The organism is Lysobacterales bacterium (genome assembly GCA_014946745.1).
GTDB lineage: Bacteria > Pseudomonadota > Gammaproteobacteria > Xanthomonadales > Xanthomonadaceae > Aquimonas.
Window position 1 is genome coordinate 2,692,553 of record JADCRD010000001.1, and the last position, 25,689, is coordinate 2,718,241.

The 25,689-nt window shown below is 68.5% G+C and carries 16 protein-coding genes and 4 pseudogenes; 10 read left to right on the forward strand and 10 right to left on the reverse strand.

The features are described from left to right. The first annotated feature begins 48 nt into the window (after window positions 1-48). The 4 pseudogenes from H4O13_10700 to H4O13_10715 all read left to right on the forward strand — a co-directional run bounded on the left by H4O13_10700 (window position 49) and on the right by H4O13_10715 (window position 6,602). A pseudogene (locus tag H4O13_10700) lies at window positions 49-1,125 on the forward strand (pectate lyase). Window positions 1,126-2,531: 1,406 nt separating this feature from the next. Beyond that, window positions 2,532-3,611: pseudogene (locus H4O13_10705) on the forward strand (polysaccharide lyase family 1 protein). Between the two features lie 1,254 nt (window positions 3,612-4,865). Next, a pseudogene (locus H4O13_10710) lies at window positions 4,866-5,942 on the forward strand (polysaccharide lyase family 1 protein). Between the two features lie 378 nt (window positions 5,943-6,320). Continuing rightward, window positions 6,321-6,602: pseudogene (locus tag H4O13_10715) on the forward strand (hypothetical protein). Between the two features lie 60 nt (window positions 6,603-6,662). Here H4O13_10715 and H4O13_10720 read toward each other — a convergent pair. Then, window positions 6,663-8,300 (reverse strand): sigma 54-interacting transcriptional regulator, encoded by a 1,638-nt coding sequence (locus H4O13_10720; GenBank protein ID MBE5315860.1) that lies wholly within the window; start codon window positions 8,298-8,300, stop codon window positions 6,663-6,665. Window positions 8,301-8,470: 170 nt separating this feature from the next. Between H4O13_10720 and H4O13_10725 the strand changes: the two genes are divergently transcribed. The 4 genes from H4O13_10725 to H4O13_10740 all read left to right on the forward strand — a co-directional run bounded on the left by H4O13_10725 (window position 8,471) and on the right by H4O13_10740 (window position 13,493). Continuing rightward, window positions 8,471-10,018, forward strand: a complete 1,548-nt coding sequence (locus tag H4O13_10725; GenBank protein MBE5315861.1) for an RNA-binding protein — start codon at window positions 8,471-8,473, stop codon at window positions 10,016-10,018. Between the two features lie 389 nt (window positions 10,019-10,407). After that, window positions 10,408-11,628, forward strand: coding sequence for an RtcB family protein (locus tag H4O13_10730; protein ID MBE5315862.1), 1,221 nt, complete (start codon window positions 10,408-10,410; stop codon window positions 11,626-11,628). 79 nt (window positions 11,629-11,707) lie between these two features. Further along, window positions 11,708-12,388 (forward strand): hypothetical protein, encoded by a 681-nt coding sequence (locus tag H4O13_10735; protein ID MBE5315863.1) that lies wholly within the window; start codon window positions 11,708-11,710, stop codon window positions 12,386-12,388. A 31-nt stretch (window positions 12,389-12,419) separates the two neighbouring features. Then, a complete protein-coding gene (locus H4O13_10740) occupies window positions 12,420-13,493 on the forward strand; it encodes an RNA 3'-terminal phosphate cyclase (protein MBE5315864.1) in 1,074 nt (357 codons plus the stop codon). 356 nt (window positions 13,494-13,849) lie between these two features. Here H4O13_10740 and H4O13_10745 read toward each other — a convergent pair whose 3' ends face one another. The 6 genes from H4O13_10745 to H4O13_10770 form a co-directional block, all read right to left on the reverse strand. Continuing rightward, window positions 13,850-15,076, reverse strand: coding sequence for a PQQ-dependent sugar dehydrogenase (locus H4O13_10745; GenBank protein MBE5315865.1), 1,227 nt, complete (start codon window positions 15,074-15,076; stop codon window positions 13,850-13,852). A gap of 151 nt (window positions 15,077-15,227) precedes the next feature. Continuing rightward, window positions 15,228-15,710 (reverse strand): hypothetical protein, encoded by a 483-nt coding sequence (locus H4O13_10750; protein ID MBE5315866.1) that lies wholly within the window; start codon window positions 15,708-15,710, stop codon window positions 15,228-15,230. A gap of 249 nt (window positions 15,711-15,959) precedes the next feature. Then, on the reverse strand, window positions 15,960-16,535 hold the full coding sequence (locus H4O13_10755; GenBank protein MBE5315867.1) for a hypothetical protein: 576 nt from the start codon (window positions 16,533-16,535) through the stop codon (window positions 15,960-15,962). Window positions 16,536-16,782: 247 nt separating this feature from the next. Beyond that, the gene (locus tag H4O13_10760; GenBank protein ID MBE5315868.1) at window positions 16,783-18,144 is read right to left on the reverse strand and encodes a sigma-54-dependent Fis family transcriptional regulator; all 1,362 of its coding nucleotides are present in this window, start codon (window positions 18,142-18,144) and stop codon (window positions 16,783-16,785) included. A 10-nt stretch (window positions 18,145-18,154) separates the two neighbouring features. Then, window positions 18,155-19,681: a HAMP domain-containing histidine kinase gene (locus H4O13_10765; GenBank protein ID MBE5315869.1), complete on the reverse strand. Its 1,527-nt coding sequence runs from the start codon at window positions 19,679-19,681 to the stop codon at window positions 18,155-18,157. Window positions 19,682-19,740: 59 nt separating this feature from the next. Further along, window positions 19,741-20,979, reverse strand: coding sequence for a DUF4010 domain-containing protein (locus H4O13_10770; protein ID MBE5315870.1), 1,239 nt, complete (start codon window positions 20,977-20,979; stop codon window positions 19,741-19,743). Between the two features lie 195 nt (window positions 20,980-21,174). Here H4O13_10770 and H4O13_10775 point away from each other — a divergent pair, with 195 nt between their 5' ends. Then, window positions 21,175-21,612, forward strand: a complete 438-nt coding sequence (locus H4O13_10775) for a VOC family protein (protein MBE5315871.1) — start codon at window positions 21,175-21,177, stop codon at window positions 21,610-21,612. A gap of 334 nt (window positions 21,613-21,946) precedes the next feature. Here H4O13_10775 and H4O13_10780 read toward each other — a convergent pair whose 3' ends face one another. The 3 genes from H4O13_10780 to H4O13_10790 form a co-directional block, all read right to left on the reverse strand. Beyond that, a complete protein-coding gene (locus H4O13_10780) occupies window positions 21,947-22,486 on the reverse strand; it encodes a response regulator transcription factor (GenBank protein MBE5315872.1) in 540 nt (179 codons plus the stop codon). Further along, window positions 22,483-23,763: a sensor histidine kinase gene (locus tag H4O13_10785; protein ID MBE5315873.1), complete on the reverse strand. Its 1,281-nt coding sequence runs from the start codon at window positions 23,761-23,763 to the stop codon at window positions 22,483-22,485. Before H4O13_10785 ends, H4O13_10780 begins: the two co-directional genes overlap by 4 nt. 74 nt (window positions 23,764-23,837) lie before the next feature. Further along, window positions 23,838-24,587 carry an rRNA pseudouridine synthase gene (locus tag H4O13_10790; GenBank protein ID MBE5315874.1) on the reverse strand — a complete coding sequence of 250 codons (750 nt, stop codon included), beginning with the start codon at window positions 24,585-24,587 and terminating at the stop codon, window positions 23,838-23,840. 141 nt (window positions 24,588-24,728) lie between these two features. Here H4O13_10790 and H4O13_10795 point away from each other — a divergent pair, with 141 nt between their 5' ends. Further along, window positions 24,729-25,688 carry an acyl-CoA desaturase gene (locus H4O13_10795; GenBank protein MBE5315875.1) on the forward strand — a complete coding sequence of 320 codons (960 nt, stop codon included), beginning with the start codon at window positions 24,729-24,731 and terminating at the stop codon, window positions 25,686-25,688. Window position 25,689 lies beyond the last annotated feature (1 nt).

Here is a 25,689-nt window from a genome sequence, read left to right on the forward strand (position 1 = left end):
TGGCCAGCCACGCCCCTCTGCGGGCACCACTTACTCGGGGAGAACTCCATGTTGTCCAGCAATCGTTTGCTGGCACGGGCGCTTGCGCTCGCCGTCAGCCCACTCGCGCTGAGCCTCGCGCTCAGCGACACCGCCAATGCTCAGGCCATGGGCTATGCCTCTGGCACGACGGGCGGCGGCAACCGCACACCCGTCAGCGTCAGCACGCCAGAGCAGATGCGCGCAGCCATCAACGCCTACAGCGGCAGCGGCGGCCTCGTCATCAACTACACCGGCCAGTTCAACTTCGCCAGCATCACCGACCCCTGCGCGCAGTGGCGCAAGGATCCGAACGTCGTCGAGATCAAGGACAAGAGCGACATCACCATCCAGGGCGCGAACGGCTCCAGCGCGAACTTCGGGCTCTCGATCAGCGGCAACTCGAAGAACATCATCGTTCGCAACATGACGATCGGCCTGCTCCCGGGCGGCGAGGGTTCGGACTCCATCTCGATTTCCGGCAGCGGCGAAGGTCGCATCCCCGAGCGCATCTGGATCGACCACAACACCATCTTCGCGACGCTCACCAGCTGCCCGGGCGCGGGGGATGCCAGTTTCGACGGCGGCATCGACATCAAGCGCAGCGCGCGCAACATCACGGTGTCCTACAACCACGTCTACAACTACCAGAAGGTCGCGCTGAACGGCCACGACGACGGCTTCACCGCGCACAACAGCGCCCGCACCACCTACTACCGCAACCGCTTCGAGAACGTGCAAGCGCGCGTGCCGCTGCAGCGCTTCGGCCTGAGCCACATCGTCAACAACTACTTCGGGCGCATCACGTCTTCGGGCATCAATGTCCGCATGGGCGGTGTGTCGCTGATTGAAGCCAACTACTTCGAGAACGTCGCCAACCCGGTGACCTCGCGCTCGAGCTCGCAGGTCGGCTTCTGGGAGCTGCGCAACAACTTCGTCGGCTCCGGCATTACCTGGTCGGGCGGCAGCGGTGGCACGGTCAATGCGACCAACTGGCAGACCACGCGCGCCTTCCCTGAGGCCCTCGGCTACAGCCTGCCGGTCGCCTCGGCCGCACAGGTCAAGTGCCTGGTGTTCGCGACCGCAGGCGCTGGCACCAACCTCGCGACGACAGCACCGCAGTGCGGCACGGGCGGCTCGTCGAGCAGCTCGTCCAGCAGTTCCTCAAGCTCCTCCAGCAGTTCGTCGAGCAGTGGCGGCACGGCCGCGATCAACCTGTCCGCCAGCGGCACCAGCAGCGGCGTCAACTTGAGCTGGACGCCGGTCAACCTGACCCCGGCCTCGCAGGAGGTGTATCGCGACACCGATGCCACCCCTGAGGGCCGCAGCCGCATCGGCATCGTCGGCGCAACCATCCGCAGCTACAGCGACACCAGCGCCGTGGCCGGCACCCAGTACTGGTACTGGATCAAGAACACCACCAATGGGGTCGTGACGGAATCCCCGGCGGTGTCGGCGCGTCGCAGCGGCTCAAGCTCTTCAAGCAGTTCCTCAAGCAGCAGTTCGTCCTCAAGCGCCGCGCCGGGCGCCAGCTGCAGCTATGTCATCACCAACAACTGGGGCAGCGGCTTCACCGGACTGGTGCGGATCACGAACCGTGGCCGCACGCCGATCAGCGGTTGGAACGTGAGCTGGACCTACGCGGGCAGCACACGCCTGACGGGCACCTGGAACGCGAACGTGTCGGGCGCCAACCCCTACTCCGCCTCCAACCTGAGCTGGAACGCGATCATCCAGCCCGGTCAGACCGTGGAGTTCGGCTTCCAGGGCACCCACAGCTCAGCGGAGATTCCCACGGTCAGGGGCGCCGTCTGCGGCTGAGGCAGGTTGGGGGGCGGCACCCGTGAGCCTGCGCAACGTTCACAGCGTGGGACGTGTGCGGCCGGACGCGGCGACAGGCGCGAGAGCGCCTGCCGCCGCACGCCGGAAACGCAGGCCTGCTTTCGTCGAGCCCGGGGAGAACTGTGCTTGCGGTCCTACGCTGAACCCCAGGCGCTTTTCTGGGCGCGGACCCGAGCTCGCAGCTGGTTGAAAAACTCCCTTCCGGGGAATTTTTCAAGTCAGAGGTCCAGCGCAGGTCAGTACCACCTCACGACAGAGCAATCGCTTACGCGCTTGCTTCGTCGTCCCGGCCATCCCTGGCCGGCCTAGCAGGCCGCTTTTCAACAGCCTGCTAGGGCTCGCCCGCCCCCTATGTGCTCCTCACCGAAAACTTCGCCGGACAGGCAGCTCGGAGAAGCCTGCAACTTGTCCGTGGACAGCGGCGAGGCCAGCCAGGGACAGGCTGCGACATTCACACCGGTGTTTTCTGCAGCGCGCAACGAAAGCCCCGGTAACGCATCCAAAGCATTAATTTGATGGAGTTTGCATTTTGTTGCATTGCCGTTTGACACCGGTGGCCACGACGCGTCAACTGTGCGCCGCCAGCGTCGAACTGTTCGCAGGGATGTCAATTCGGTTCGAGCGGGGCAACCTTGCCCACCAGTGGGCACCACTTTCGCGGGGATACCACCATGAACACCAGCAATCGATTGCTGGCGCGGGCGCTTGCGCTCGCCGTCAGCCCTCTCGCCCTGAGCTTCGCGCTCAGCGACACCGCCAACGCCCAGGCCATGGGCTATGCCTCCGGCACCACCGGCGGCGGCAGCCGCACGCCGGTCAGCGTCAGCACGCCGGAGCAGATGCGCGCAGCCATCAACGCCTACAGCGGCAGCGGTGGACTTGTCATCAACTACGTCGGCCAGTTCAACTTCGCCAGCATCCCTGACCCCTGCACGCAGTGGCGCAAGCCGGCGAACATCGTCGAGATCAGGGACAAGAGCGACATCACCATCCAGGGCGCCAACGGCTCCAGCGCCAACTTCGGCCTCTCCATCGTTGGCAACGCACGCAACATCATCATCCGCAACATGACGCTCGGCCTGCTACCGGGCGGCGAGGCCTCCGACGCGATTTCGGTCTCAGGAGACTCCAGCAATCCTGACCGCTTCCCGGTAGGCATCTGGATCGACCACAACACGATCTTCGGGACGCTCACCAGCTGCCCGGGCGCGGGCGATGCGACCTTCGACGGCGCCCTCGACATCAAGCGCAGCGCGCGCAACGTGACGTTCTCCTACAACCACGTCTACAACTACCAGAAGGTCGCGCTGAACGGCCACGACGACGGCTTTTCGGCCCACAACAACGCCCGTACCACGTACTACCGCAACCGCTTCGAGAACGTGCAGGCTCGCCTGCCGCTGCAGCGCTTCGGCCTGAGCCACATCGTCAACAACTACTTCGGCCGCGTCACCGAGTCGGGCATCAACGTCCGCATGGGCGCCGTTTCGCTGATCGAGGCGAACTACTTCGAAGACGCCAAGAACCCGGTGACTTCGCGCTCCAGCAGTCAGGTCGGATTCTGGGATCTGCGCAACAACTTTGTCGGCCCCGGCATCACCTGGTCGGGCGGCAGCAGCGCCGTCAACGCGACGGACTGGCGCACCACGCGCGCCTACCCTGAGGCGCTCGGCTACAGCCTCCAGGTCGCTCCGGCGGCACAGGTGAAGTGTCTGGTGTTGGCCACTGCCGGCGCCGGCACCAACCTCGCCACCACCGCCCCGCAGTGCGGCACCGGCGGCTCTTCGAGCAGTTCGTCCAGCAGCTCGTCGAGCTCGTCCAGCAGCTCGTCGAGCAGCGCAGGCACGGCAGCGATCAATCTCACGGCGAGCGGCACCAGCAGCGCCGTGAACCTGAGCTGGACCCCGGTCAATCTCACGCTGGGTTCGCAAGAGGTGTATCGCGACACAGACTCCAACCCCTCGGGTCGGTCGCGCATCGCCATTCTCGGCGCCAGCATCCGCAGCTACAGCGACACCACCGCAGTGGCCGGAACCCAGTACTGGTACTGGATCAGCAACACCACCAACGGCGTCGTCACCGAGTCGCAGGCCGTCCAAGGCCGTCGCACCGCGTCCAGCAGTTCATCAAGCAGCTCCTCCAGCAGCAGCTCTTCGAGCAGCTCGGGCGGCGGCACTCCTCCGACCCTGTCGGGCACCGGCGACTATCCGAGCGGCTTCAGCAAGTGCGCGGATCTGAACGAGACCTGTGAGGTGAGATCCGGCACCGGTTGGGTCGCCTACGGCCGCAAGGGCAACTGGGCGCTGCGCTTCGTCGGCGTCGGCAACAGCGTGGCCTGCACCACCGCGGCGTTCGGCAGAGATCCGGCCGGCAACCCGAACAAGTGCTCGCGGCAGAACTGACGCACTGAGTGTGTCCCTGGCGGAGGTGTTGACCGCACCTCCGCCAGGCACGCCGGGTGCCATCTCGATAGGCGGCCCAGCAAGCCGCACCCACGGCGGCAGCTGAAGGGGAGCATGCCCGCGCCTACGATCAGCGATGACGCTCTGAACGCGCTTGCAGGCTGGACGATCGCTCCGGCGCCAGCCCCAAGCGAAGCGTTCGGCAATCAGGTGATCGGCCCCAGCAAGACGCCTCAGGCAGCTGAGCCGACTCAGGCGCGACTCGGCACGGGGCTGAACTATCTGGATGAGCTTCGAGTGCGGATACCGACGCACGCCACAGCACTCTGCGCGCGCCAAATCTGACCCCCAGCACAGTCCACTTCGCCAGTCAGTTCACAGATTCACGCCCGTGTTTTTTGCACCGCCGCCAAAGCACGCGCGAACGACATCTATCAGTCTGTTTTATATGCTTTTTTCATCTGTTGCACTGCCGTTTGACACCGGTGGTCATGGAGCGTCAACTGTGCCCGCCGATGGCGAACTGTTCTCAAGGATGGCAACAACGTTCGAACGCGGCCACTCAGCCCGAACCACGGGCACCACTTTCTCGGGGATATCAACATGCAAACCGGCAATCGATTGCTGGCTCGGGCGCTTGCGCTCGCCGTCAGCCCACTCGCACTGAGCGTCGCGCTCAGCAACACCGCCAGCGCTCAAGCCATGGGCTACGCGGCCGGCACCACCGGCGGCGGCAGCCGCGCCGCGGTCAACGTCAGCACGCCCGAGCAGATGCGCGCCGCCCTCGACGCCTACAGCGGCAGCGGCGGCCTCGTCATCAACTACACCGGCCAGTTCAACTTCGCCAGCATCACCGACCCCTGCGCGCAGTGGCGCAAGGATCCAAACGTCGTCGAGATCAAGGACAAGAGCGACATCACCATCCAGGGCGCCAATGGTTCAAGCGCGAACTTCGGCATCTTCATCGTCGGCAACTCGCAGAACATCATCGTCCGCAACATGACCATCGGCCTGCTGCCGGGCGGTGAAGGCGCTGACTCGATCACGGTGGAAGGTCGCGGAGCCGGGCGCATTCCCGAGCGGATCTGGATCGACCACAACACCATCTTCGCCTCGCTCACCAGCTGCTCCGGCGCCGGTGACGCCAGCTTCGACGGCGGCATCGACATCAAGCGCAGCGCGCGCAACATCACGGTGTCCTACAACCACGTCTACAACTACCAGAAGGTCGCGCTGAACGGCCACACCGACAGCTTCACAGACCACAACAGCGCGCGCACCACGTATTACCGCAACCGCTTCGAGAACGTGCAGGCTCGCGTACCGCTGCAGCGCTTCGGCCTGAGCCACATCGTCAACAACTACTTCGGAAACATCACGACCTCGGGAATCAACGTCCGCATGGGCGGCGTGTCGCTGATTGAAGCCAACTACTTCGAGAACGTGGCCAACCCGGTGACCTCGCGCGACAGTTCGCAGATCGGCTTCTGGGACCTGCGCAACAACTTCGTGGGCTCGGGCATCACCTGGTCCTCGCCGGGCGGCAACACCGTCAATGCGACCAACTGGCAGACCACGCGCGCCTTCCCTGAAGCCTTGGGCTACAGCCTGGCCGTGGCGCCGGCCGCGCAGGTGAAGTGCCTGGTGTTCGCGACCGCAGGCGCCGGGACCAACCTCGCGACCACGGCCCCGCAGTGCGGCACCGGCGGCTCGTCGAGCAGTTCTTCGAGCAGTTCTTCGAGTAGCTCCTCCAGCAGCTCGTCCAGCTCGTCGAGCAGCGGCGGCACCGCAGCGATCAATCTGACCGCCAGCGGCACCAGCAGCGCCGTCAACCTGAGCTGGACGCCGGTCAACCTGACCCTGGCATCGCAAGAGGTGTATCGCGATACGGACTCCAACCCCTCGGGCCGCACCCGCATCGGCATCGTTGGCGCCAGCATCCGCAGCTACAGCGACACCACCGCCGTCGCCGGCACGCAGTACTGGTACTGGATCAAGAACACCACCAACGGCGTGGTCACCGAATCGCCTGCGGTATCCGGGCGTCGCACAGCAGCAAGTTCGTCCAGCAGCTCCTCCAGCAGCTCCTCCAGCAGCAGTTCGAGCGGTGGTACTCCGCCGGTCCTGTCAGGCACTGGCGACTACCCCAACGGCTTCAGCAAGTGCGCCGATCTGAACGGCACCTGCAGCGTGAGCTCCGGCACCGGCTGGGTGGCCTATGGCCGCAAGGGCAACTGGGTGCTGCGCTTTGTCGGCGTGGGCAACAGCATCGCCTGCACCACCGCCGCCTTCGGCAGCGATCCGGTCGGCAACCCCAACAAGTGCTCGCGGCAGAACTGAGCGCATTGAGTCCGACGGCTGCGGGCGGGCAGACTGCCCGCCCGCAGCGATCGGCTTGATTCACGGACGCGCAGCGATCGAGTCGAAGCTCAGACCGAAGCGCGCCAGGTACTTTCGCAGCCGATCCGCATCGTTGCTGCTGCGCTTGCGTTCACGGCTGACGTTGAACAGTCGCCGTCCGGCTTCGCTCAAGCTGCGGCACTCGCGACACACCCGCAGCACGTCCGCGAGCTGCACGCGATCAAAGCGGTCCAGCTCGGACGCAGCCTCGCCGAGCACGTCGATCAGACCGTCCTCACCGGACACCGCCTCGCGCGCTGCACGCTGCGGCGCCCACAGCCGGCGCAGTCGCCCGATCTCTTCCTGCACGGTCTCCAGGGTGACGCGCCCGGACTCGGCCAAGGTCGCCATGCGCGTGACCGAGGCGCCGAGATCCCGGAAGTTGCCCGGCCAGCTTGCTTCGCTGCTGGTGGCAAAGCGCAGAAACGCTGCGCGCGCTTCGCGATTGAATCCCACGCGCTCGCCCTGCAGACGGGCATGCCGCTCCAGCTCGAAATCGAGGTTGGGCTCGATGTCTTCGCTGCGCTCCTTGAGGCCCGGCAGGTAGAAGGTCCACAGGTTCAAGCGCGCGTAGAGATCCTCGCGGAAGCGCCCCTGCGCCACCGCCTCACCGAGGTCGCGATTGGTGCCGGCCAGCAGCTGGAAGTCACTGGTGACCTCGCGATCGCCACCCAAGGGCAGGAAGCGCCTGTCCTCGATCGCGCGCAGCAGCATGGCCTGTTCGTCGAGCCCGAGCTCGCCGATTTCGTCCAGAAACAGCAGGCCGCCGTCGGCACTCTTCAGGTGCCCCACCCGCTCATTCTGAGCGCCGGTATAGGCCCCCTTGACGTGGCCGAACAGGGCGCTGCCGGCGCCGTCACCGCGCAGGGTCGCGCAGTTCACTTCGACGAAGCGCCCGCGCAGGTCATGGCGCTGCTTCTTCAGCTCGAACAGATTGCGCGCCAGCATGCTCTTGCCGGCGCCGGTCGGCCCCATCAGCAGGATGGGCGCTTTGGAGCGCACGGCCACGCGCTCGATCTGATCGATCATGCGATTGAACGCCGGACTGCGGGTCTGGATGCCGGACTTCAGGAACTGCGCGGTTTCCATCCGCTCGGCAGCGAAGCGCTGGGCGATCCGGTCGTAACGCGCCAGATCGAGATCGATGATGCTGAAGCTGCCGGGATCGCCCGCGCGCTGCTTGCGCGGCGGCGAGGTCTGCAGCAGGCGCGCCGGCAGGAAGCGCGCTTCGGTCAACAGGAACCAGCAGATCTGCGCGACGTGCGTGCCGGTGGTGATGTGGACCAGGTAGTCCTCGCGCTCGGGGTCGAAGGGGTAGCTGCGCACGAAGTCCATCAGCGCCGCATACACCTCTTCGAAGTCCCACGGATCCTGCAGGTAGACGTCGTGAGGCGTGACTCGGGTCTGCGGCGACTGCATGGCCAGGTCGGCTTGCACCTGTTTCAGCAGGTCGCCAAAGCGGCGGGCATCCAGCAGCAGCTCGATGCGATCCACCCAGAGGTCCTCGAACATCCCGAGGCTTACCGTAGGCCGCCATTTCTCCCAGCGCCCAGCCCCGCCGCCGGCATCCAGCGAAGTGCCGAGGAAGCCGATCACCACCAGGGGTTTGCGCCCAGGGGCGCGCTCACTCGTATTCATTTGGATAAACAACTCGCCCAGAAGATATCTCGCAATCCTATCCGAATCGGCTTCGGATCACGCAAATCCATATTTTTCAATGCTTTGAACAAAACTCGGAAACTTGGCACGCCCCTTGATATGTCCCGAGCATGCCCGGCAGTCCGCCGGAGCGTTCGAGGAGTCTCGTCATGATCCATCGCTGGCTGTTCGGCACCGCGGGCAACACTGCCCTGCAGCCGACCGATACGCGCAACCAGGCCGGTGCACCGGCCTATGCGCTGTCGCCCAAGCAGACTCTGGCCCAGCTGGCGATGACCGGCTGCCTGAACTCGACCTACTACAGCGATGCCGAGTCGCAGTTGGACGCCCTGCTCGCGGCCTGCTTCGAGGTCGACAGCGCCTTCGTGGCACGCGCCGCCCTGCATGCCCGTCGCCATGGCCACATGAAGGACACGCCGGCCCTGCTCTGCGCGTATCTGGCCAGCTTCAACGGCGAACTGCTGCGGGCGATCTTCCCGCGGGTGATCGACTCGGGACGCATGCTGCGCGCCTTCGTGCAGATTCTGCGCTCGGGGCGAGTGGTGCGACGCAGCCTGGGTTCGCTGCCCAAGCGGCTGGTGCAGGACTGGTTGAACACCTGCAGCGACGCCGAGTTCATCCGCGCAATGGTGGGCCAGCAGCCCTCGTTGGCCGACGTCATCCGGATGGTGCATCCCAAGCCGCTGACCCGCGAGCGCGAGACGCTGTTCGCCTATGCGCTGGGTCGGCCCTACCTGCCGGAACGGCTGCCGCCGGCGCTGCAGGCCTTCGAGGCCTTCAAGCGCGACGCCAGCCAGCCGGTGCCGGACCTGCCGTTTCAACTGCTGACCGGTCTGCCGCTCAGCCCGGCGCACTGGAAGGCGATCGCCCTGCAGTGCAGCTGGACCACCCTGCGCATGAACCTGAACACCTTCCAGCGGCACGGCGTGTTCGAAGAGGGCCATGTGGCGAACAGGCTGGCCAAGCGGCTGGCGGATCCTGCGCTGATTCGGCGCGCTGGTGCTTTCCCGTACCAGCTGCTTGCAGCACAGCGCGCAGCGACCCATCTGCCTCCGCGACTGCAGGAGGCGCTGGGCCAGGCGCTCGAGTCTTCGGTGCGGGTGGTGCCCGCGCTGCCGGGCTCGCTGGCGCTGGCGGTCGACGTATCGGGCTCGATGGAGTCGCCGGTGACAGGGCATCGTCGCGGCGCCACCACTTCGGTGCGCTGCGTCGATGTGGCCGCGCTGTTCGCGGCGGCGCTGCTGGCCCGCAACCCGCGGGCTCAGGTGTTGCCCTTCGCGGAGGCCGTGCGCCCGTGGCGTGCCGCGGGCGGCGATCTGCGGCAACTCACCGAGTCGCTGTCGGCGCTGCTGGGCGGCGGCACCGCCATCAGCGCGCCGCTGGCGCAGTTAGCCGCGCAGCGGGAGCCACCGGACCTGATTGTGCTGTTCTCGGACAACCAGAGCTGGCTGGACGCGCGGCGCCCCGACGGCACCGAAGCGCTGGCGCAGTGGCAGACGCTGAAGCGTCGCAACCCGGCCGCGCGGCTGGTTTGCGTCGACCTGCAGCCCTATGCCAACAGCCAGCTGCCCGAGCGCACCGACGTGCTGAACGTCGGCGGCTTCTCGGACGCGGTGTTCGAGCGCATCGCCGAGTTCGCGCGCGGCGAAGGCAGCGCCGAGCACTGGGTGGAGCGGATCGAGGCCGAAACGCTCTGAATCTGAAACCTGTTGCATCCACCGAATGCCCGCGGGAGTACAGGGTCATTGGCCTGTTCAAGTCAGGCGCGCCGCGCATACCGGCGAAACCTCTCGCTCCAACGTGTCGGCAGATGCAGCTCCTGTCCAAGCACGACTGGTTTCCCTTCCGCGAATGCTCTGGGGACTACATCTAATCCAAGCGCCGCGGGTTCGAGTCCCGCCGGACCTCGCGTCCGTAGCTCAGTCGGTAGAGCATTGGCACGTCTCCAACCCACCTTGTCGCCGAAGCGAAGCAACCCATCGAACCGCCCGAATGCCGCGGGGACTACATTCCAAACTGTGCCGTCTCCGCACCCGACTTGTCGTGCCGTTCGATTCATCGATTGACCTTGCAGAAGACACGCACCATGAACATGCAGAACTACAACCTCATCCACGATCCGGGCTCCGTGCCGATCAAGCTCTGGACTCGCGGCGTGCCGCTGGAAGACCAGGCCCGCGAGCAGCTGCGCAAGATCGCGCGGCTGCCAGTGGTCGGCCCCTGGCTGGCGGTGATGCCCGACGTGCATCTCGGCATCGGCGCCACCGTTGGCTCGGTGGTGCCCACCGAGAAGGCGATCATCCCGGCCGCCGTCGGCGTCGACATCGGCTGCGGCATGATCGCCAGCCGCACCACGCTCACCGCCCGCGACCTGCCGGATTCGCTGGCCATGCTGCGCACCCGGCTGGAGCGCGCCATTCCGCACGGACGCAAGCCGGGCAAGCGCGACCCTGGCGCCTGGGACAACGTGCCAGCATCGGTCGCCACCGCCTGGAAAGGTCTGGAGGACGACTTCAAGCGGCTCTGCGAATGGCAGCCGCGTCTGGCCCACACCAACAACGCCAACCACCTGGGAACGCTGGGCACCGGCAACCACTTCGTCGAAGTCTGCATCGACGAGGAAGAGCGCGTGTGGCTGATGCTGCACTCGGGTTCGCGCGGCGTCGGCAACGCCATCGGCACCCACTTCATCGAGCTGGCCAAGCGCGACATGCAGCACCACATCGCCAACCTGCCGGACAAAGACCTCGCCTACTTCGAGGAAGGCAGCAAGCACTTCGATCAGTACGTGTTCGCGGTCGACTGGGCGCAGCGCTATGCCCGCACCAACCGCGCCCTGATGATGCGGCGCGCGCTGGCGGCGCTGGCCGAGGAGATCCCCAAGCGCTTCCAGACCGACAAAGAAGCCGTGAACTGCCACCACAACTACGTGCAGCGCGAAACCCACGGCGGCCGCGAGCTGTTCATCACCCGCAAGGGTGCGGTCAGCGCCAGGCTCGGCGAGCTCGGCATCATCCCCGGCAGCATGGGCGCGAAGAGCTACATCGTGCGCGGCCTCGGCAACGCCGAGAGCTTCTGTTCGTGCTCGCACGGCGCAGGCCGGGTGATGAGCCGCGGCGAGGCCAAGCGCCGGATCACGCTGACCGAGCACAAGCAGGCCACCGCCCACGTCGAATGCCGCAAGGATGCCGACGTCATCGACGAGTCACCCGCGGCCTACAAGCCGATCGAGCAGGTGATGGCGGCCCAGCAGGATCTTGTGGAAATCCTCCACACCCTGCGCCAGGTGGTGTGCGTGAAGGGCTGAGGTCGCGCGGCACGCCCGCCGGGGCGTGACCGCGCGGAGCCCGAGGCCAACGCACAGACACACATTCCAGGAGATTCCCATGCGCCCAGACATGCAGCGGGTGCTGATCGACTGCTACCGCGGCGGCCTGCGCATCAAGACCGACCGCAGCGCCAAACCGAGGGTGCAGCAGTATGTGGACGCCGACAGCGATGCCGGCCCGCACCGCCCGAAACGCCAGCGCACACGCTGGTTCAGCGACAACCTCGGTCCCTTGCGACGCTGGCTGCGTGCGCAGGTGGGTCGGCCCTGGGACTGCGTCTGGAGCGAGCTGTGCGCAGGCGTCGACCGCGACACCGTGGCCGGGCAGCACCTGCTCGAGCATGCGCTGTCTGAGGTCGAACGCGACTGCCGCATGGACGGCCGCGTTGCCATCAGGAGCGTGGAACGCAGCTGGCGGGGCCATCGCGTCGAGGGGCTGTACGTGCATCCACGGACGGGACTGCTGCGTTGGCAAGCCCGGTCGCCGCATGAGCCCCCGGCCACGCCGAAGGACTGGATCCTGCTGGATCACGGCGAGGAGCGTCTGCTGCGCCGTCTGCGCGGCCTGTGGTTCGCGGTGGAAGTCGAACTCCTCGGCGAGGCCTGGCGGCTCGACCCCGTCCTCCTCAAGCAGCCGGACCTGCTGACGCTGGACAGGCGCGTGTTTCGCGTCCTGCGCCAGAGGCAGTTGAATCATCGCGAGCTGCGTGCCCATGGACTGCACAATCAGGCGGACTGATCAGGCCCCCAAAGAATTCCGAATCCCGGCAATGAACACTCTCCACTCGCAGGCGAACGCGAGCGTTCCCATCGATATCGACGGCAGCCAGGGCGAAGGCGGCGGCCAGGTGCTACGGACCAGCCTCAGCCTGTCCATGCTCAGCGGCCGTCCGGTTCGCCTGCACAACGTCCGCGCCGGCCGCCGCAAGCCCGGTCTGATGCGCCAGCACCTGACCTGCGTGCTGGCCGCCGCACGCGTCTGCTCGGCCCAGGTCGAAGGCGCGGCGATCGGCTCCACCACGCTGGAGTTCCGCCCCGGCCCGATCGAGGCCGGCGACTATGGCTTTGCCATCGGCAGCGCCGGCAGCACCGCGCTGGTACTGCAGACGGTGCTGCCCGCGCTGCTGCAGGCACCCGGCCGCAGCCGGCTGCGCATCGAGGGCGGCACCCATGTGCCCATGGCGCCCTGCGCGGACTTCATTGAGCACGCGTTCCTGCCGGTGCTGCGCGACATGGGCGCTGCCATCGACTTCCGGCTTGAACGCCACGGATTCTATCCGGCCGGCGGCGGCGCCATCGAGGTCATGATCGATCCGCGCCCCCTTCAGCCGCTGGCACTGGATCAGCGTGGCGCGCTCACGGAGCTGGTCGCCGAAGCCATGGTCAGCCAGCTGCCCACGCGCATCGTCGAGCGCGAGCTTGATGCCCTGAAAAGCGCCCTGCCGTACGCTCAGCTGAAGCGCCGCGAACTGGGCGCAGGCTGCGGCCCCGGCAACGCGCTGGTGCTGCGCGCGCAGTTCGAGCACGCCTGCGAGGTCAGGACTTCGCTGGGGCTAATAGATCTGAGTTCGGAAGAAGTCGCACAGCTGGCTGTCAGCGAATTCAAGCGCCACTTGGCCCACGGCGCACCGGTCGGTGAACATCTGGCGGATCAACTGCTGCTGCCGCTGTGGCTGGCAGGTGGCGGTGAATTCGTTACTTGTCGCCCGAGCACGCATCTCGAAACCAACATCGCCGTGATGCGCGCCTTCGGCAAGGTCGAGATCAGCCTAGAACCCGACCTGCAGGACCCACAGCGGCGCTGGCGGGTCGCGCTGCAGCGTGATGGCTTAGCAGGCTGTTGAAAAACAGCTTGCTAGCCCGGCCAGGGATGGCCGGGACGACAAGGCAAGCGCGTAAGCGATGGCTTTGTCGTGAGGCGGTACGGACCTGCGCCGGACCGCCGACTTGAAAAACTCCCCGGAAGGGAGTTTTTCAACAAGCGGCTGGGGCGACCAGCGAAGCTTGCTTGGCCAAGGCCAGCAAAGGGCCGAGCGGACCATGAGCGAGTGCGAGTTCACCCCTCTCCCCAACCCCTCTCCCACAAGGGGAGAGGGGCTCGTGCGGTCGCAGGCGTTGTGGCCGTGGAAGCAGGACGCCCCTCGGAAACGTCAAAGGCCGCCCGAGGGCGGCCTTTGGCGGCATGCGTCTTGGCCTGATTTCAGCCCGCCAGCTCGATCTTCAGCACGCGGCCCTGCACCTCGTCCGTCACCACGTAGACCGCGCCATCCGGGCCGACGCGCACGTCGCGGATGCGCCAGCCGAGGTCGTCGAGCAAGCGCTCCTCGCCGGTGATGGCGTCGCCGTCCAGGGTGAGGCGGATCAGTGCGCGCTGGGCCAGCGCACCGACGAACAGGCTGTGCTTCCAGGCGGGGAAGCGCTCGTGGTTGTAGAAGGCCATGCCGCTGACGCCCGGGGACACCTTCCAGACGTGGTGCGGGTTTTCCATGCCTTCGACAGTTTCGCCCTGCGCTTCGGGGATCACCGCGCCCGAGTAGTTGATGCCATAGGTCGCGATCGGCCAGCCGTAGTTCTTGCCCGGCTGCGGGATGTTGATCTCGTCGCCGCCCTTTGGCCCGTGCTCATGGGTCCACAGCGCGCCCGTCCACGGGTTCAGCGCCGCGCCCTGCTGGTTGCGGTGGCCGTAGCTCCAGAACTCCGGCAGCGCGCCGTCCTGGCCAATGAAGGGATTGTCCGTCGGCACCGAGCCATCCAGATTCACCCGGATCACGCCGCCCATGTGGCTGCTGAGATCCTGCGCGCTGGGGCGCACGCCGCGGTCGCCCAGGGTGATGAACAGGTGGCCCTGGCCGTCGAACACCAGCCGCGAGCCAAAGTGATGCCGCGTGTCGAGCTTGGGCGTCTGGCTGAAGATCACCTGCACGTCTTCGAGGCCCGCGTCAGTGAGGCGGGCATGCGCGACTGCGGTGCTCGCAAGGCGCCCCTCACCGGGCTCGGCAAAGCTCAGGTAGATGCGCTGGCTCTGCGCGAAATCCGGCGCAGGCACCACATCGAACAGACCGCCCTGCCCTTCTGCGACCACCGCCGGCACGCCGGCCAGCGGCGCGGAAACCGCACCGTCCGCGCTGACGATGCGCAGGCGCCCGGGGCGTTCGGTGACCAGCATGCGGCCGTCCGGCAGATGGGCCAGCGCCCATGGGTTCTCCAGCCCCGTCGCGACCGTGCTGATGCTGAGCGCGCCGTGCTGGCTGCTGGCCTGGCGCACGGGTTCGGCGGGCGTCGGGGTCGATGCAGCAGCCGCCGAACTGGCCGCCACGCTCGCGGCGACGGGGGCGGGCGCTTCGGCCTGCGAGCAGCCGGTCAGCGCGAAGCTCAGGGCAAGGGCGACCGCGAGCGGCGCGCGGCTGGATCGGAACAGACGGTGCATACGGGCACTCCGGCAGACGAAATGGGGAGCGCAACGATAGCGTCCGCCGCGTTAGGCGAACGTCCCGGAAGTCCTGAGCCTCTGTGCGGGCCGAGCCTGTTCCGCGGGGCACGCGGCAGGCCTTCGCCGCGCGGGCGTCGGCCGCAGGGTTTCAATCCGCGGATCGGGCGATCGCCGGCGCGGGCTCGAAGCCGTCGCCGAACAGCAGGGGCGGCGCGAACTCACGGGCGCCCTGCTGGAGCCAATCGCGAATCAGGGCCTGCTCGCTGAGAGGAATGGGAATGCGCCCGCGCGGCATGCGCGCGCCGGCCTCAGGCTGGGCACAGTTGATCTTCTCGAACAGATAGCTGGCGCTGGCCTGTCCCGGCACCGCACGGATGCGGCCGGGCGCCTGCACGCTGGGGATATCCACCAGCGCGATCCACGAATCCGGCGCATTCAGGCTCAGGCCCGCAGACGCCGAGCCGCCGAAGTTCACATGACAGTTCGAGCAGCGGATCTCCCAGATCGGCTGGATCTGCGTGTAGTAGTCCACGCGCGGCGTCACCGGCTGCTGCGCGAGCGAATCGCAGCCCGTCGCCTGCGCCATCGCCCCCGCGGGCAGCAGCATCGCCAGGCACAGGCCGAGCTTCAACGCCTTGCTTCGAACAGTCCGGAGACGCAGCGCAAGCAGCGGCAGGACGGCCGCCCTCGGGGCGACGGGGCGAACAGCGCGAATCTGCATGTGGGCGAGCTCCAGTGATCCGCTGCAGGCGCAGCGTCAGGACTGCGATGCTCGGCTGCGCGGCGCCGACGTGCAAGGCTGCCGTGAGCGTCGGGGTGCCGCCACAGGGCTCCGCGGCAGCGCCCGACGGCCGGTCGGGCGCTGCACGTGCCGAACAGTTCAACCCTCTTCGCTGGCCCGCTCACGCTCGATACGGCGGATCACCCGCACCTTGCGGGCCTGCTCTGCCGCCTGCAGGGCCTGGCCGTGCGCATCATCCGCGGCGGCGCGAGCGGCCTCGGCTTCGGCCAGGGCTTCCGCGAGCATGGCTTCGATCTGCGCCTCATCGACCTCGCCGTCCAGCGTGCGGTGGATCACCCGCACCTCCTGCTTGCCGTCGGCGGAATCGCCGCCGGCGCGCTTGATGACGATGTGCTTGCCGGCGTCACCGCCGCCGAGATCGACGAGTTCGATGGGCGGCAGGTGGATCTCGTGGGTCTCGCCGGCCATCTCCACGCGCAGGCCCTCGGGCGTGCGGGCAACGATCGCAGGCAGGCCGGAGTCCGCGCTCAGCTGTCGGCTCTGGCCCTCGCCGAGGCTGTTCATGTCGACCTCGATGCGCTGTTCGGCGCCGTTGGCCTGCACGTGGACCTCGGCGATGTCGCGGTCGGCGGCCTGGGCCGCGAGTGCGCCGATCAGTCCGATGGCGGCGAAGCTCGCGCCGAAGAAGCGGCGTACGTTGGAAACTCGATACATGGGGCTCTCCCTGGTCCTGGTTCGAAGCCGGCGACCGTGCCGGCCTCCATGGCTCAGCACACGCCGTGCCAGCCTGCTAAGCCCAGGAAAAACTGGGCTTTCACGCGCCTGAGCGCCCACGCGATCCCGATTGCGGGACTGCTGGTCCGCATTTGCGGATCGGTTCCAGCGCTGAATCACTGCAGCGCATCGAGAGCCCGGAGAAATCCGGGAGACTGCCGCAGGCGCAGGGTTCGGTCACCCGCTCTCAGCCTTCGCCCAGGCCGTGCTTTTCCAGGCGGTACAGGAAGGTCTTGTAGCTCAGCCCCAGCAGCGCGGCCGCGCGCTTGCGCTGGCCGTCGGCCCGCTGCAGGGCCTGCTGCAGCAGGGAGCGTTCGAGCGCTTCGAAATCGAGCCCGTCGGCCGGCAGCCGAAGGTCGCCATCGCGGCCGCTGAGCGCAGGCACCGGCGTGCTGTCCTCGTCGGCATCCTCGCCGAGCAGCAGCAGACGCTCGACCGCATTGCCCAGCTCGCGCACATTGCCCGGCCAGTCGCGCTGGATCAGCTCGCGCAGTAGCGCGCGCGGCAGCGGCGTCAGCGGCAGGCGGTGCAGCCGCGCTGCGCGCGCCATGAAGTGTTCGACCAGCAAGGGGATGTCCTCGCGACGCTCGCGCAGCGGCGGCAGATCGAGCCGCACCACGTCCAGGCGCCAGTACAGGTCTTCGCGGAACCGGCCCTCGGCGGCTTCGCGCTTGAGGTCGCGATTGGTGGCCGTCAGCACGCGCACATCCACGCTCAGCTCGCGCGCGCCACCGACCCGGGTCACGCGGCCTTCCTGCAGGGCGCGCAGCAGCTTGGGCTGCAGATGCAGCGGCAGCTCACCGATCTCATCCAGAAACAGGGTGCCGCCGTGGGCCTGTTCGAACCAGCCGGCGCGGGCGGCCTGGGCGCCGGTGTAGGCGCCGCGCTCGGCGCCGAAGAACTCGGCCTCGACCAGGCCTTCGGGAATGGCCGCGCAGTTCACCGCCACGAACGGCCCGTCGACGCGTCGCGACAGCGTGTGCAGGGCGCGCGCCACCAGCTCCTTGCCGGTGCCGCTCTCACCCTGGATCAGCACGGTCGCCTCGGTCGGCGCCAGCCGCTGGATCTGCCGGTACAGGCGCTGCATGGCAGGCGCCCGGCCGATCATTTCGACCAGGCCCTCCTGCTCGCCCAGGGCCTGCACCAGGCGACGGTTCTCGGCGCGCAGCGCGCCGCTGCGCAGCGCCTTGTCCACCGCCAGCAGCAGGGCCTGACGCTCGAAAGGCTTGGCGAGGTAGTCATCGGCGCCGGCCTTGAGCGCCTCCACCGCATGCTCGATGCGGCCATAGGCCGTGACCAGAACGAAACTCAGCTCGGGCCGGCGCTGGCGCACGGCGCGCAGCAGGGACAGACCATCGCCGTCGGCCAGGCGGAAATCCGATACCACCAGCACCAGCCCCGGCAGGTCCAGCAAGGCAAGCGCCTCGCTCTCGGCCGCCGCCAGATGCACCGAATGTCCGGCCGCGCGCAGGGCCTCCGCCACCAGCTGCTGCTGCAGCGGGTCGTCCTCGACCAGCAGCACCTCGACGCCGGTGGCGCCGCGGTCCATCGTCTTCGGCTCAGTCGGCATCCATGCCCTCCTCGCGACGGTCGTTCAGGTGCAGCACGGCGCAGGTGCCCTGCGGCTGCCGCGGCTGCAGGTCGATGCCACCGCCGTAGCGCTGGCGGGCGAGCCGCTGCGAGAGGTACAGGCCCATGCCGGCGCCGGTCGGCTTGCTGCTCACATGCGGCTCGAACAGCCGCGCACGCACAGTTTCAGGCACGCCCGGGCCGGCATCTTCCACTTCGATGCGGACGCCTGCCGCCTCGGCGCGACAGGACACCCGCACCGTCGTGCCTGCGGGCGCAGCCTCGATCGCGTTCAGCACCAGCGTGTGCACCAGAATGCGCAGCTCCGCGCGCACCCCGCGCAGCGACACGGGCGCGAGCTCGCGCAGCAGTTCGACCCGGGTGCCACAGCGCTGGCGGGCTTCCAGCAGCACGTCATCGATGATCTCGCCCAGCCACACCGGCTCGGCCTGCGCGCCCTCGCCGGAGGCGAGCGCCAGAAAGCCGCGCAGAGCCTGGTCGATGCGCGCCAGCTGTTCGCGCCCGGCAGCACGGAGCTGCGCCGCGTCGCCGCCGTCGCTACGCGCGGCCAGCGCCTCCAGGCTCAGGCCAAGCGCATGCAGCGGATTGCGCAGCGAATGCGCAAGCCCGCGGCCGATCTCGCCCAGCTCGGCCAGGGCGCGCTGCTCGCGGCGGACGCTGGCTTCGGCCTCGACGCGCGCAAGATCCGCGCTCATCCGGTTGAAGGCGTCGATGCTGGCGCGCAGCTCGGGCGGGCCCGCGCTGCGCACCTGCACCCCAGCCTCGCCGCGGCCGAGCGCGGCCGCCCCTTGCGCCAGCGCCTGCAGCGGGCGGGTCAGACGCCGCGCGATCAGGCTGGCGCCGAGCATGCCGAACAGCAGCAGCCCCCCCAGCGCCCACAGCAGCTGCCGCCGAAACTCGTCGAGCGCACGCTCCACCGGTGAACTCGGCAGCTCGATGCGCAGCTCGGGCCCCAAGCCGATGACCTGCAGGCGCGCCTCGCCGCGCTCGCGCAGCACCTCGAAGCGCACCGCATCTGGGTCGATGCGCTCGGCCAATGAGTCCGTGAGCGCGGCGATGTCCTGGGGCGCCAGCTCGCGCCCATTGACCTCGACCCGGACCTCGCGCTGCAGGCCCGGGCCCGCGGCGACCGCCTCGCGCATCGCCTGATCGATCGCCTGGTGGATCTCCGCCTGTGCGTTCGCACGCGCGGCTTCTTCACGCGCGCCCTCGGCCTGCGCCTGCAGCACCAGCGCCTGAATGCGGGCGACTTCGGCCGCCTGATCTTCGGCGCGCATCTGCGCTTCGTTCATCGGCAGCCGCGACGTGCGCAGCACCTGCACCAGCGAGCGCCCGACCGCGCCGGCCGATTCGCCGACGGCCTGCTGCAGCCGCTCGGTCATGCGTCCGATCGCGAGCAGGGCCAGCAGCCCGAGCAGCAGGATCAGGGCGGACAGGCTCAAGGCCAGGCGCAGGCTCAGACTCAAGCCAGCGCCGGATTCGGGGATTCGCGGCATGCGGGTTCCTCAAATGCGGATCGACGCAGGACAGTGAGCACAGTGCGTGCCAAAGCCCTCTACAGGCTGATCGCCAGCGTCGCCGCCAGCCAGGCCAGCATCAGCGAGCCGGCGACGCGCAGCCCGTAGGCGCGGCCGCCGGCAGTGAAGGCCACCGCGCTGCGCGAGGCCACGCTGGCCAGCAGCACGCCCTGCAGCGCCCACTCGGCCAGCGCGTCGTCGAGTGCGCCGCTGGCGCCGAGTTGGGCAATCGACGCCATCGCCGCATGCAGTTCGACCATGGCGGCGATCGCCGAGGTCACCAGCGCCCCCGCATTGCCGAAGCGCTCTTGCAGGAACGCCGACAGCAGCAGCACGCCGGCGATCAGCGCCGCGAACACCAGGGCGTGGCTCAGCCGGAACATGCGCGACGCCGCCGTTGGCATCGCCGCCTCGGGATCCACGCCATTGCCGCGCAGCCCCATCAGAACGGCAATCGCCAGCACCGCGCCGAACGCCAGCAGCTGCGGCAGTACCAGGCTCAGGTAGCGCGCCGACACCGTCGCCAGCACCGGCAGCGCCAGCAGCAGCGAGGCCAGCGCCGCGCCCTGGGCCGCGGCAACGCAGGAGCGCAACAGCAGCGGCTGTTCGCGCACGCGCTGGCCAAAGCCGGCGATCGCGGCGGTCGAACTGACGAAGCCGCCGAAGAAGCCCGCCAGCGGCAGACCGAAGCGGCTGCCCACGACGCGCAGGGCGACGTGTCCAGCGGCACTGATCGCCATCACCAGCACCACCAGCTGCCACAGCTTCGCGGGATTGAGCACACCGTACGGCCCCACCGGTGCGTTCGGCAGCAGCGGCAGCACCAGCACCACCGCAGCCAGCAGCAGCAGACCGTCGCGCACTTCGGCCTCGCTGATCAGCTCGCGGCTGAAGCGATGCAGGGCCGCGCGCGACTGCAGCAGCAGCGCAACCACGACGGCCAAGGCCGCTGCCAGCGCGGGTTGGGGCTGGGCCAGCCCGCCGAGCAGGGTGGTCAGCACCAGCGCGACCTCGCCGGTCAGCCCGGGCGAGGTGGTCGGGTTCAGTCGATAGCTGCCGAAGGCGAGCAGGGCGATGGCGGCCAGCGCAATCGCGAACACCGGCAGCCCCAGCTGCCAGCCGACCGCACCGGCCAGCGCCGCCAGCGTGTGCGTGCGCATGCCGGCGGCGATCTTCTGCTGGCTGTCGCGCTGGCGCTCGCGCACGATGCCGATCAGCAGACCCAGGCCGAGGGCGCTGACATAGGCGGAGTACTCGGCGGGGATGTCGCTGGTCATGGCGCGGCTGCCGTGGCGCGGGAGATGTCCCACACTGTAGACGCCCGACCGCGCTGGTGGCGAAGCGCGCACGCACGCGCAGGGTCGCGCGCGAAAACCGTCACCCGCCTGTCGATCTGCCGGAGCTTCGAACGACTGCAATGCGCCGGTGTGCCGCTCGCGCCGGACCCAAGCCCACCCGCCAAGGAGCCACGCATGCTGATTCAACCCTATCTGTTCTTCGACGGCCGCGGCGAAGAGGCCGCGCGCTTTTACAGCGCAGCGCTGGGCGCGGAAATCGAGATCCTGATGCGCTTCCGCGAGTCGCCCGATCCGCCGCCGCCCGGCGTGCTGCCCGCCGACTGGGGCGACAAGCTGATGCACGGCAGCCTCAAGATCGGCGCGCTGCGGCTGATGCTTTCGGACGGCTGCGGCGATGACGGCGGCAGGCCGAACGGCTTCGCGCTGTCGCTGGACGTCGCCGAGGCCGAGGCCGTCGATCGGACCTTAGACGCCCTGGCCAAGGACGGTGGCGAGATCACCATGCCCGCCAGCCGCACGTTCTGGTCTCCGCGCTTCGGCTCCGCCCGCGACCGTTTCGGCGTGCAGTGGATGGTGGGGCTGGCGGAGGCAGACGACGCGCCTTCGGCTTGAGGGCCCGGGCCCTCGCCCCGGTCAGGCCATGGCGTCGCGCGCCCGCCCGGGCAGGCGCGCTTCGGGGTCTGCGGAGCGCGCGCTCCGCACGACGGCACTCGGCGGAGCGCGACCACTGGCGCCGCCCAAGGGTCGCGCCCTGCCTGCTCGCGTTAGGCGCAGCACGAGCCGCCCGCCGCGAGCAGGCTGTTGAACAACAGCCTGCTCGCCCGGCCAGGGAGGGCCGGGACGACGAAGCAAGCGCGTAAGCGATGGCTTTGTCGTGAGGCGGTACGGACCTGCGCCGGACCGCCGACTTGAAAAACTCCCCGGAAGGGAGTTTTTCGACACGCTGCTAGCCCCCCGGCCCAGGCCGCTTCGCCAGCTTGCGCTGCAGGCTGCGCCGATGCATGCCGAGCAGGCGGGCGGCGGCGGAGAGGTTGCCTTCGGTTTCGTGCAGGGCCTGCTGGATGTGCTCCCACTCGATGCGCGCGAGCGGGGTCATCTGCTCGGGTGCAGGCGGTGCCGCGTCTTCTTCGTCCTCACCGCGCAGCGCGCGCAGAATGGCCTCGGCGCTGGCCGGCTTGGGCAGGTAGTTGATCGCGCCGCGCTTGATCGCATCCACGGCGGTGGCCACGCTGGCGTAGCCGGTCAGCAGCAGGATGCGCAGCTCGGGCAGCGACTCGCGCAGCGGTTCGATCAGGGGCAGGCTGCTCTCGCTGCCCAGCTTGAGATCGAGCACGGCGTAGTCGAAGTGTTGAGCGGACGCGCGCTGCAAGGCTTGCACGCCGTCCTGCACCCACACGCAGCGCAGGCCGCGTTTCTCCAGCGCGCGCGACAGGCTGCGGCCGAACACGGGGTCATCTTCCACCAGCAGCGCAGTCTCGTCCTTCATGTCGTGCTCCCTGTCGACGCCGCGGGCGATTCTACGAGCGCCGCCAGCGGCAGCCGCACCTCGGCCACGCTGCCGCCATGGGCGTGCGGGCGCAGCGCCAGGCTGCCGCCGAAGTGCTCGACGGTGGCATGCGAGAGCGCGAGACCCAAGCCCAGGCCCTGCGGCTTGGTGGTCTCGAACAGGGCCTGCAGGCGACGCGCGGCGGTCGATTCCAGGCCCGGGCCGTGGTCACGCACTGCAAGTTGCAGGGTGTCGGACTGCAGTTCGAGGGCCAGCTCGATGCGATCCTGACCCGCCTCGATCGAGGCATCGGCGGCGTTGTTCAACAGCGCCAGCAGCAGATGCTCCAGCAAGGGCTCCGGGCGGATCGGCACGCTCACTGCGTCGAGCCCGGACGCGCGCAGCTGCAGGGTCGGCCGCAGCAGGCGCCAGCGCTCGATGGCTTCACCGAAGAACTCGCCGGCCGGCAGCGGCTTGGCTTCGAGCGTCTGCGCCTGCGTCACCAGCGACTGCACGCGCGCGCGGCACTCGCCGGCCAGCTGGCGCAAGGTGCGCAGGTCCTCCTGCGCCGCGGCGTCAGCGGGCGCGAGTTCGAGATCGTCCAGGATCAGCTGCATGCTGCCGAGCGGCGTGTTCAGCGCATGCGCCAAGGCCGCCGCGTGCGCGCCCAGCGCGAGAATGCCTTCGTTGCGCGCCGCGCGTTCGCGCAGGCGCGACAGCTCGCGCTCGCGCTCGCCCAGCATGATGCCGAGGTAGCGCAGGGCGACGGCGAACAGCAGGGCGCTCAGCAGGAAGTTGATCGCCATGCCCCACAGGTGCAGATCGAGCTGCAGGGCGCGCGCGCCGTGCATGTGCGGCCAGCCGGGCGCGAACAGGGCGAGCATCAAGTAGGCGGCGCAAGCCGACAGGCCCACGCTCAGCACCCAGCGCAGCGGAAGAGCGACGGCGACCAGGGCGATCGGCACCAGATACAGCGACACAAACGGGTTGGCGGTGCCGGCGCTCCAGTACAGCTGCCAGGTCAGCACGCCGAGATCGACCGCCAGATGCAGGGCCAGTTCGAAGGGCGAGCGCGCAAGCCCGCGGTTGCAGCGCCACTGCGCCCAGCTGTTGAACAGGATCAGCACCGCCACGCCGGCCCACAGCGGCGGCGGCGCAAAGGGCATGTCCATGCCGCTGATCGCGACCACGATGGCCAGCGGCTGGCCGGCCACCGCCAGCCAGCGCAGATCGGTGAGCAGGCTCAGGAAGCCAGGAATCGATCGATCGGTTCTCATGGCTGCGAAGTATGCCGTTGCCCTACTCCGAGCCGGTCGGCGCGCGAGCAACGCAAGGGCCGCCCAGCGCGCTTTCAGCGTGCGCCGGCAGCGTGGCGCAGCGCCTGCACTTCCTCGGCCGTGAGCGGCCGCGCAGCGCCCTTGGCAAGCTCGCCCAGCGCGAGCGGCCCGATCGCCACCCGCATCAGCCGCAGCACCGGCAGGCCGCCCGCGGCGAGCAAGCGGCGGATATGCCGGTTGCGGCCTTCGTCGAGCACGATTTCCAACCAGGCATTGCGCGCGCCCTGACGCATGAGTGCGATGGAAACGGCGGACAGGCGCTCGCCGGCGTCGTCGATGCCCGCGCGCAGCCGCGCCAGCAGCGCCGCATCCGGCTCGCCTTCCACCTGGACGCGATAGGTCTTGTGCAAAGGCGTGCGCGGCTCGGTCAGCGCGGCGTTGAAGGCGGAGTCATTGCTGAGCACCAGCAGCCCTTCGCTGGCCTGATCCAAGCGGCCGGCCGGCGCGACCCAAGGCAGATCCAGGCCATCGAAGCAGCGGTAGACGGTGTCGCGGCCGCGCTCGTCGCGCGCGGTCGTGACCAGGCCGCGCGGCTTGTTCAAAGCCAGATAGACCCGCTCGGCCGCCTGCGCCTCGCCGCCGTCGACGACGATGCGCGGCTCGTCGAGCGCGGTCGGCGACTCCGGATCGGTCACCACACGCCCGCGCACGGTGACGCGGCCGGCGCGCACCCAGCGCTCAGCCTCGGCGCGCGAGCACAGGCCGCGCTTCGACAGCACGCGGGCCAGGCCGTAGCGAGGGGTTCGGGGGGGCTGGACAGACATCGCGCAGTGTCAGAGCGTTTGCATCCAGCGCAGGCGTCGGACGCGTAGAGCAGCAGGTCAGGGGCCGCAAGTGTGCCCCAGCCAGATGCAATCGCGTCGCGATTCACTGCGAAATCACCGATCACCCTCACAATCGCGCCCATGTCTGAACTGCCCACGCCCGATCCGGCGCCCGCGCCGCGCACCCTGCCCGCTCCGATCGCCGCCCTTGTCCGCTGGTTCGACAACAGCGTGCAGCCGGCCGATGCCGGCCAAGCCGACCGCATCGATTGGCTGCGCGTCATTCCATTCATTGGGCTCCACGTGGCGTGCGTGGGCGTCATCTGGGTGGGCGTCTCGTGGTTCGCGGTCGCGGTCGCGGCCGGCCTGTACGCGCTGCGGATGTTCGCGATCACCGGCTTCTACCACCGCTATTTCTCGCACAAGGCCTTCAAGACCTCGCGGCCGATGCAGTTCGTGTTCGCCGTGATCGGCGCCATGAGCGTGCAGCGTGGGCCGCTGTGGTGGGCCGCGCATCACCGCCACCACCATCGTCATTCCGACCAGCCGGTCGACCTGCACTCGCCGGTGCAGCACGGGTTCTTCCGCTCGCACATGGGCTGGTTCCTCACGCGCGGCGCCTTCGCCACTGACAGCAACGCGATCGGCGACCTCGTCAAGTACCCGGAACTGCGCCTGATCGACCGCTTCGACGTGCTGATCCCGGTGGCGCTTGCGACCGTTCTGTTCCTGCTTGGGGGCTGGCTTGAGACCGCTGCGCCGGGGCTCGGGACCAGCGGCCCGCAGCTGCTGATCTGGGGCTTCTTCGTGTCGACCGTGGTGCTGTTCCACGCCACCGTGACCATCAACTCGCTGGCCCATCAGATCGGCAGCCGTCGCTTCGAGACCCGCGACAACAGCCGCAACAACTGGTGGCTGGCCCTGCTGACCTTCGGCGAGGGCTGGCACAACAACCACCACCATTTTCCCGGTTCAGCGCGCCAGGGCTTCCGCTGGTGGGAGCTCGACCTCACCTACTACGGCCTCAAGCTGATGAAGTGGATGGGCCTGGTCTGGGATCTGAAGCCCGTCCCTGCGGGCCTGAAGCGCGGCAAGGACTGAC

Excerpts from the sequence above, each read along its gene's own strand:
- H4O13_10770 (MBE5315870.1), bottom strand. The coding sequence starts at position 20,979 with ATGACCAGCGACATCCCCGCCGAGTACTCCGCCTATGTCAGCGCCCTC.
- H4O13_10775 (MBE5315871.1), top strand. The coding sequence starts at position 21,175 with ATGCTGATTCAACCCTATCTGTTCTTCGACGGCCGCGGCGAAGAGGCC.
- H4O13_10760 (MBE5315868.1), bottom strand. The coding sequence starts at position 18,144 with ATGGACCGCGGCGCCACCGGCGTCGAGGTGCTGCTGGTCGAGGACGAC.
- H4O13_10790 (MBE5315874.1), bottom strand. The coding sequence starts at position 24,587 with ATGTCTGTCCAGCCCCCCCGAACCCCTCGCTACGGCCTGGCCCGCGTG.
- H4O13_10780 (MBE5315872.1), bottom strand. The coding sequence starts at position 22,486 with ATGAAGGACGAGACTGCGCTGCTGGTGGAAGATGACCCCGTGTTCGGC.
- H4O13_10745 (MBE5315865.1), bottom strand. The coding sequence starts at position 15,076 with ATGCACCGTCTGTTCCGATCCAGCCGCGCGCCGCTCGCGGTCGCCCTT.
- H4O13_10740 (MBE5315864.1), top strand. The coding sequence starts at position 12,420 with ATGAACACTCTCCACTCGCAGGCGAACGCGAGCGTTCCCATCGATATC.
- H4O13_10755 (MBE5315867.1), bottom strand. The coding sequence starts at position 16,535 with ATGTATCGAGTTTCCAACGTACGCCGCTTCTTCGGCGCGAGCTTCGCC.
- H4O13_10730 (MBE5315862.1), top strand. The coding sequence starts at position 10,408 with ATGAACATGCAGAACTACAACCTCATCCACGATCCGGGCTCCGTGCCG.
- H4O13_10725 (MBE5315861.1), top strand. The coding sequence starts at position 8,471 with ATGATCCATCGCTGGCTGTTCGGCACCGCGGGCAACACTGCCCTGCAG.
- H4O13_10720 (MBE5315860.1), bottom strand. The coding sequence starts at position 8,300 with ATGAATACGAGTGAGCGCGCCCCTGGGCGCAAACCCCTGGTGGTGATC.
- H4O13_10785 (MBE5315873.1), bottom strand. The coding sequence starts at position 23,763 with ATGAGAACCGATCGATCGATTCCTGGCTTCCTGAGCCTGCTCACCGAT.
- H4O13_10795 (MBE5315875.1), top strand. The coding sequence starts at position 24,729 with ATGTCTGAACTGCCCACGCCCGATCCGGCGCCCGCGCCGCGCACCCTG.
- H4O13_10735 (MBE5315863.1), top strand. The coding sequence starts at position 11,708 with ATGCGCCCAGACATGCAGCGGGTGCTGATCGACTGCTACCGCGGCGGC.
- H4O13_10765 (MBE5315869.1), bottom strand. The coding sequence starts at position 19,681 with ATGCCGCGAATCCCCGAATCCGGCGCTGGCTTGAGTCTGAGCCTGCGC.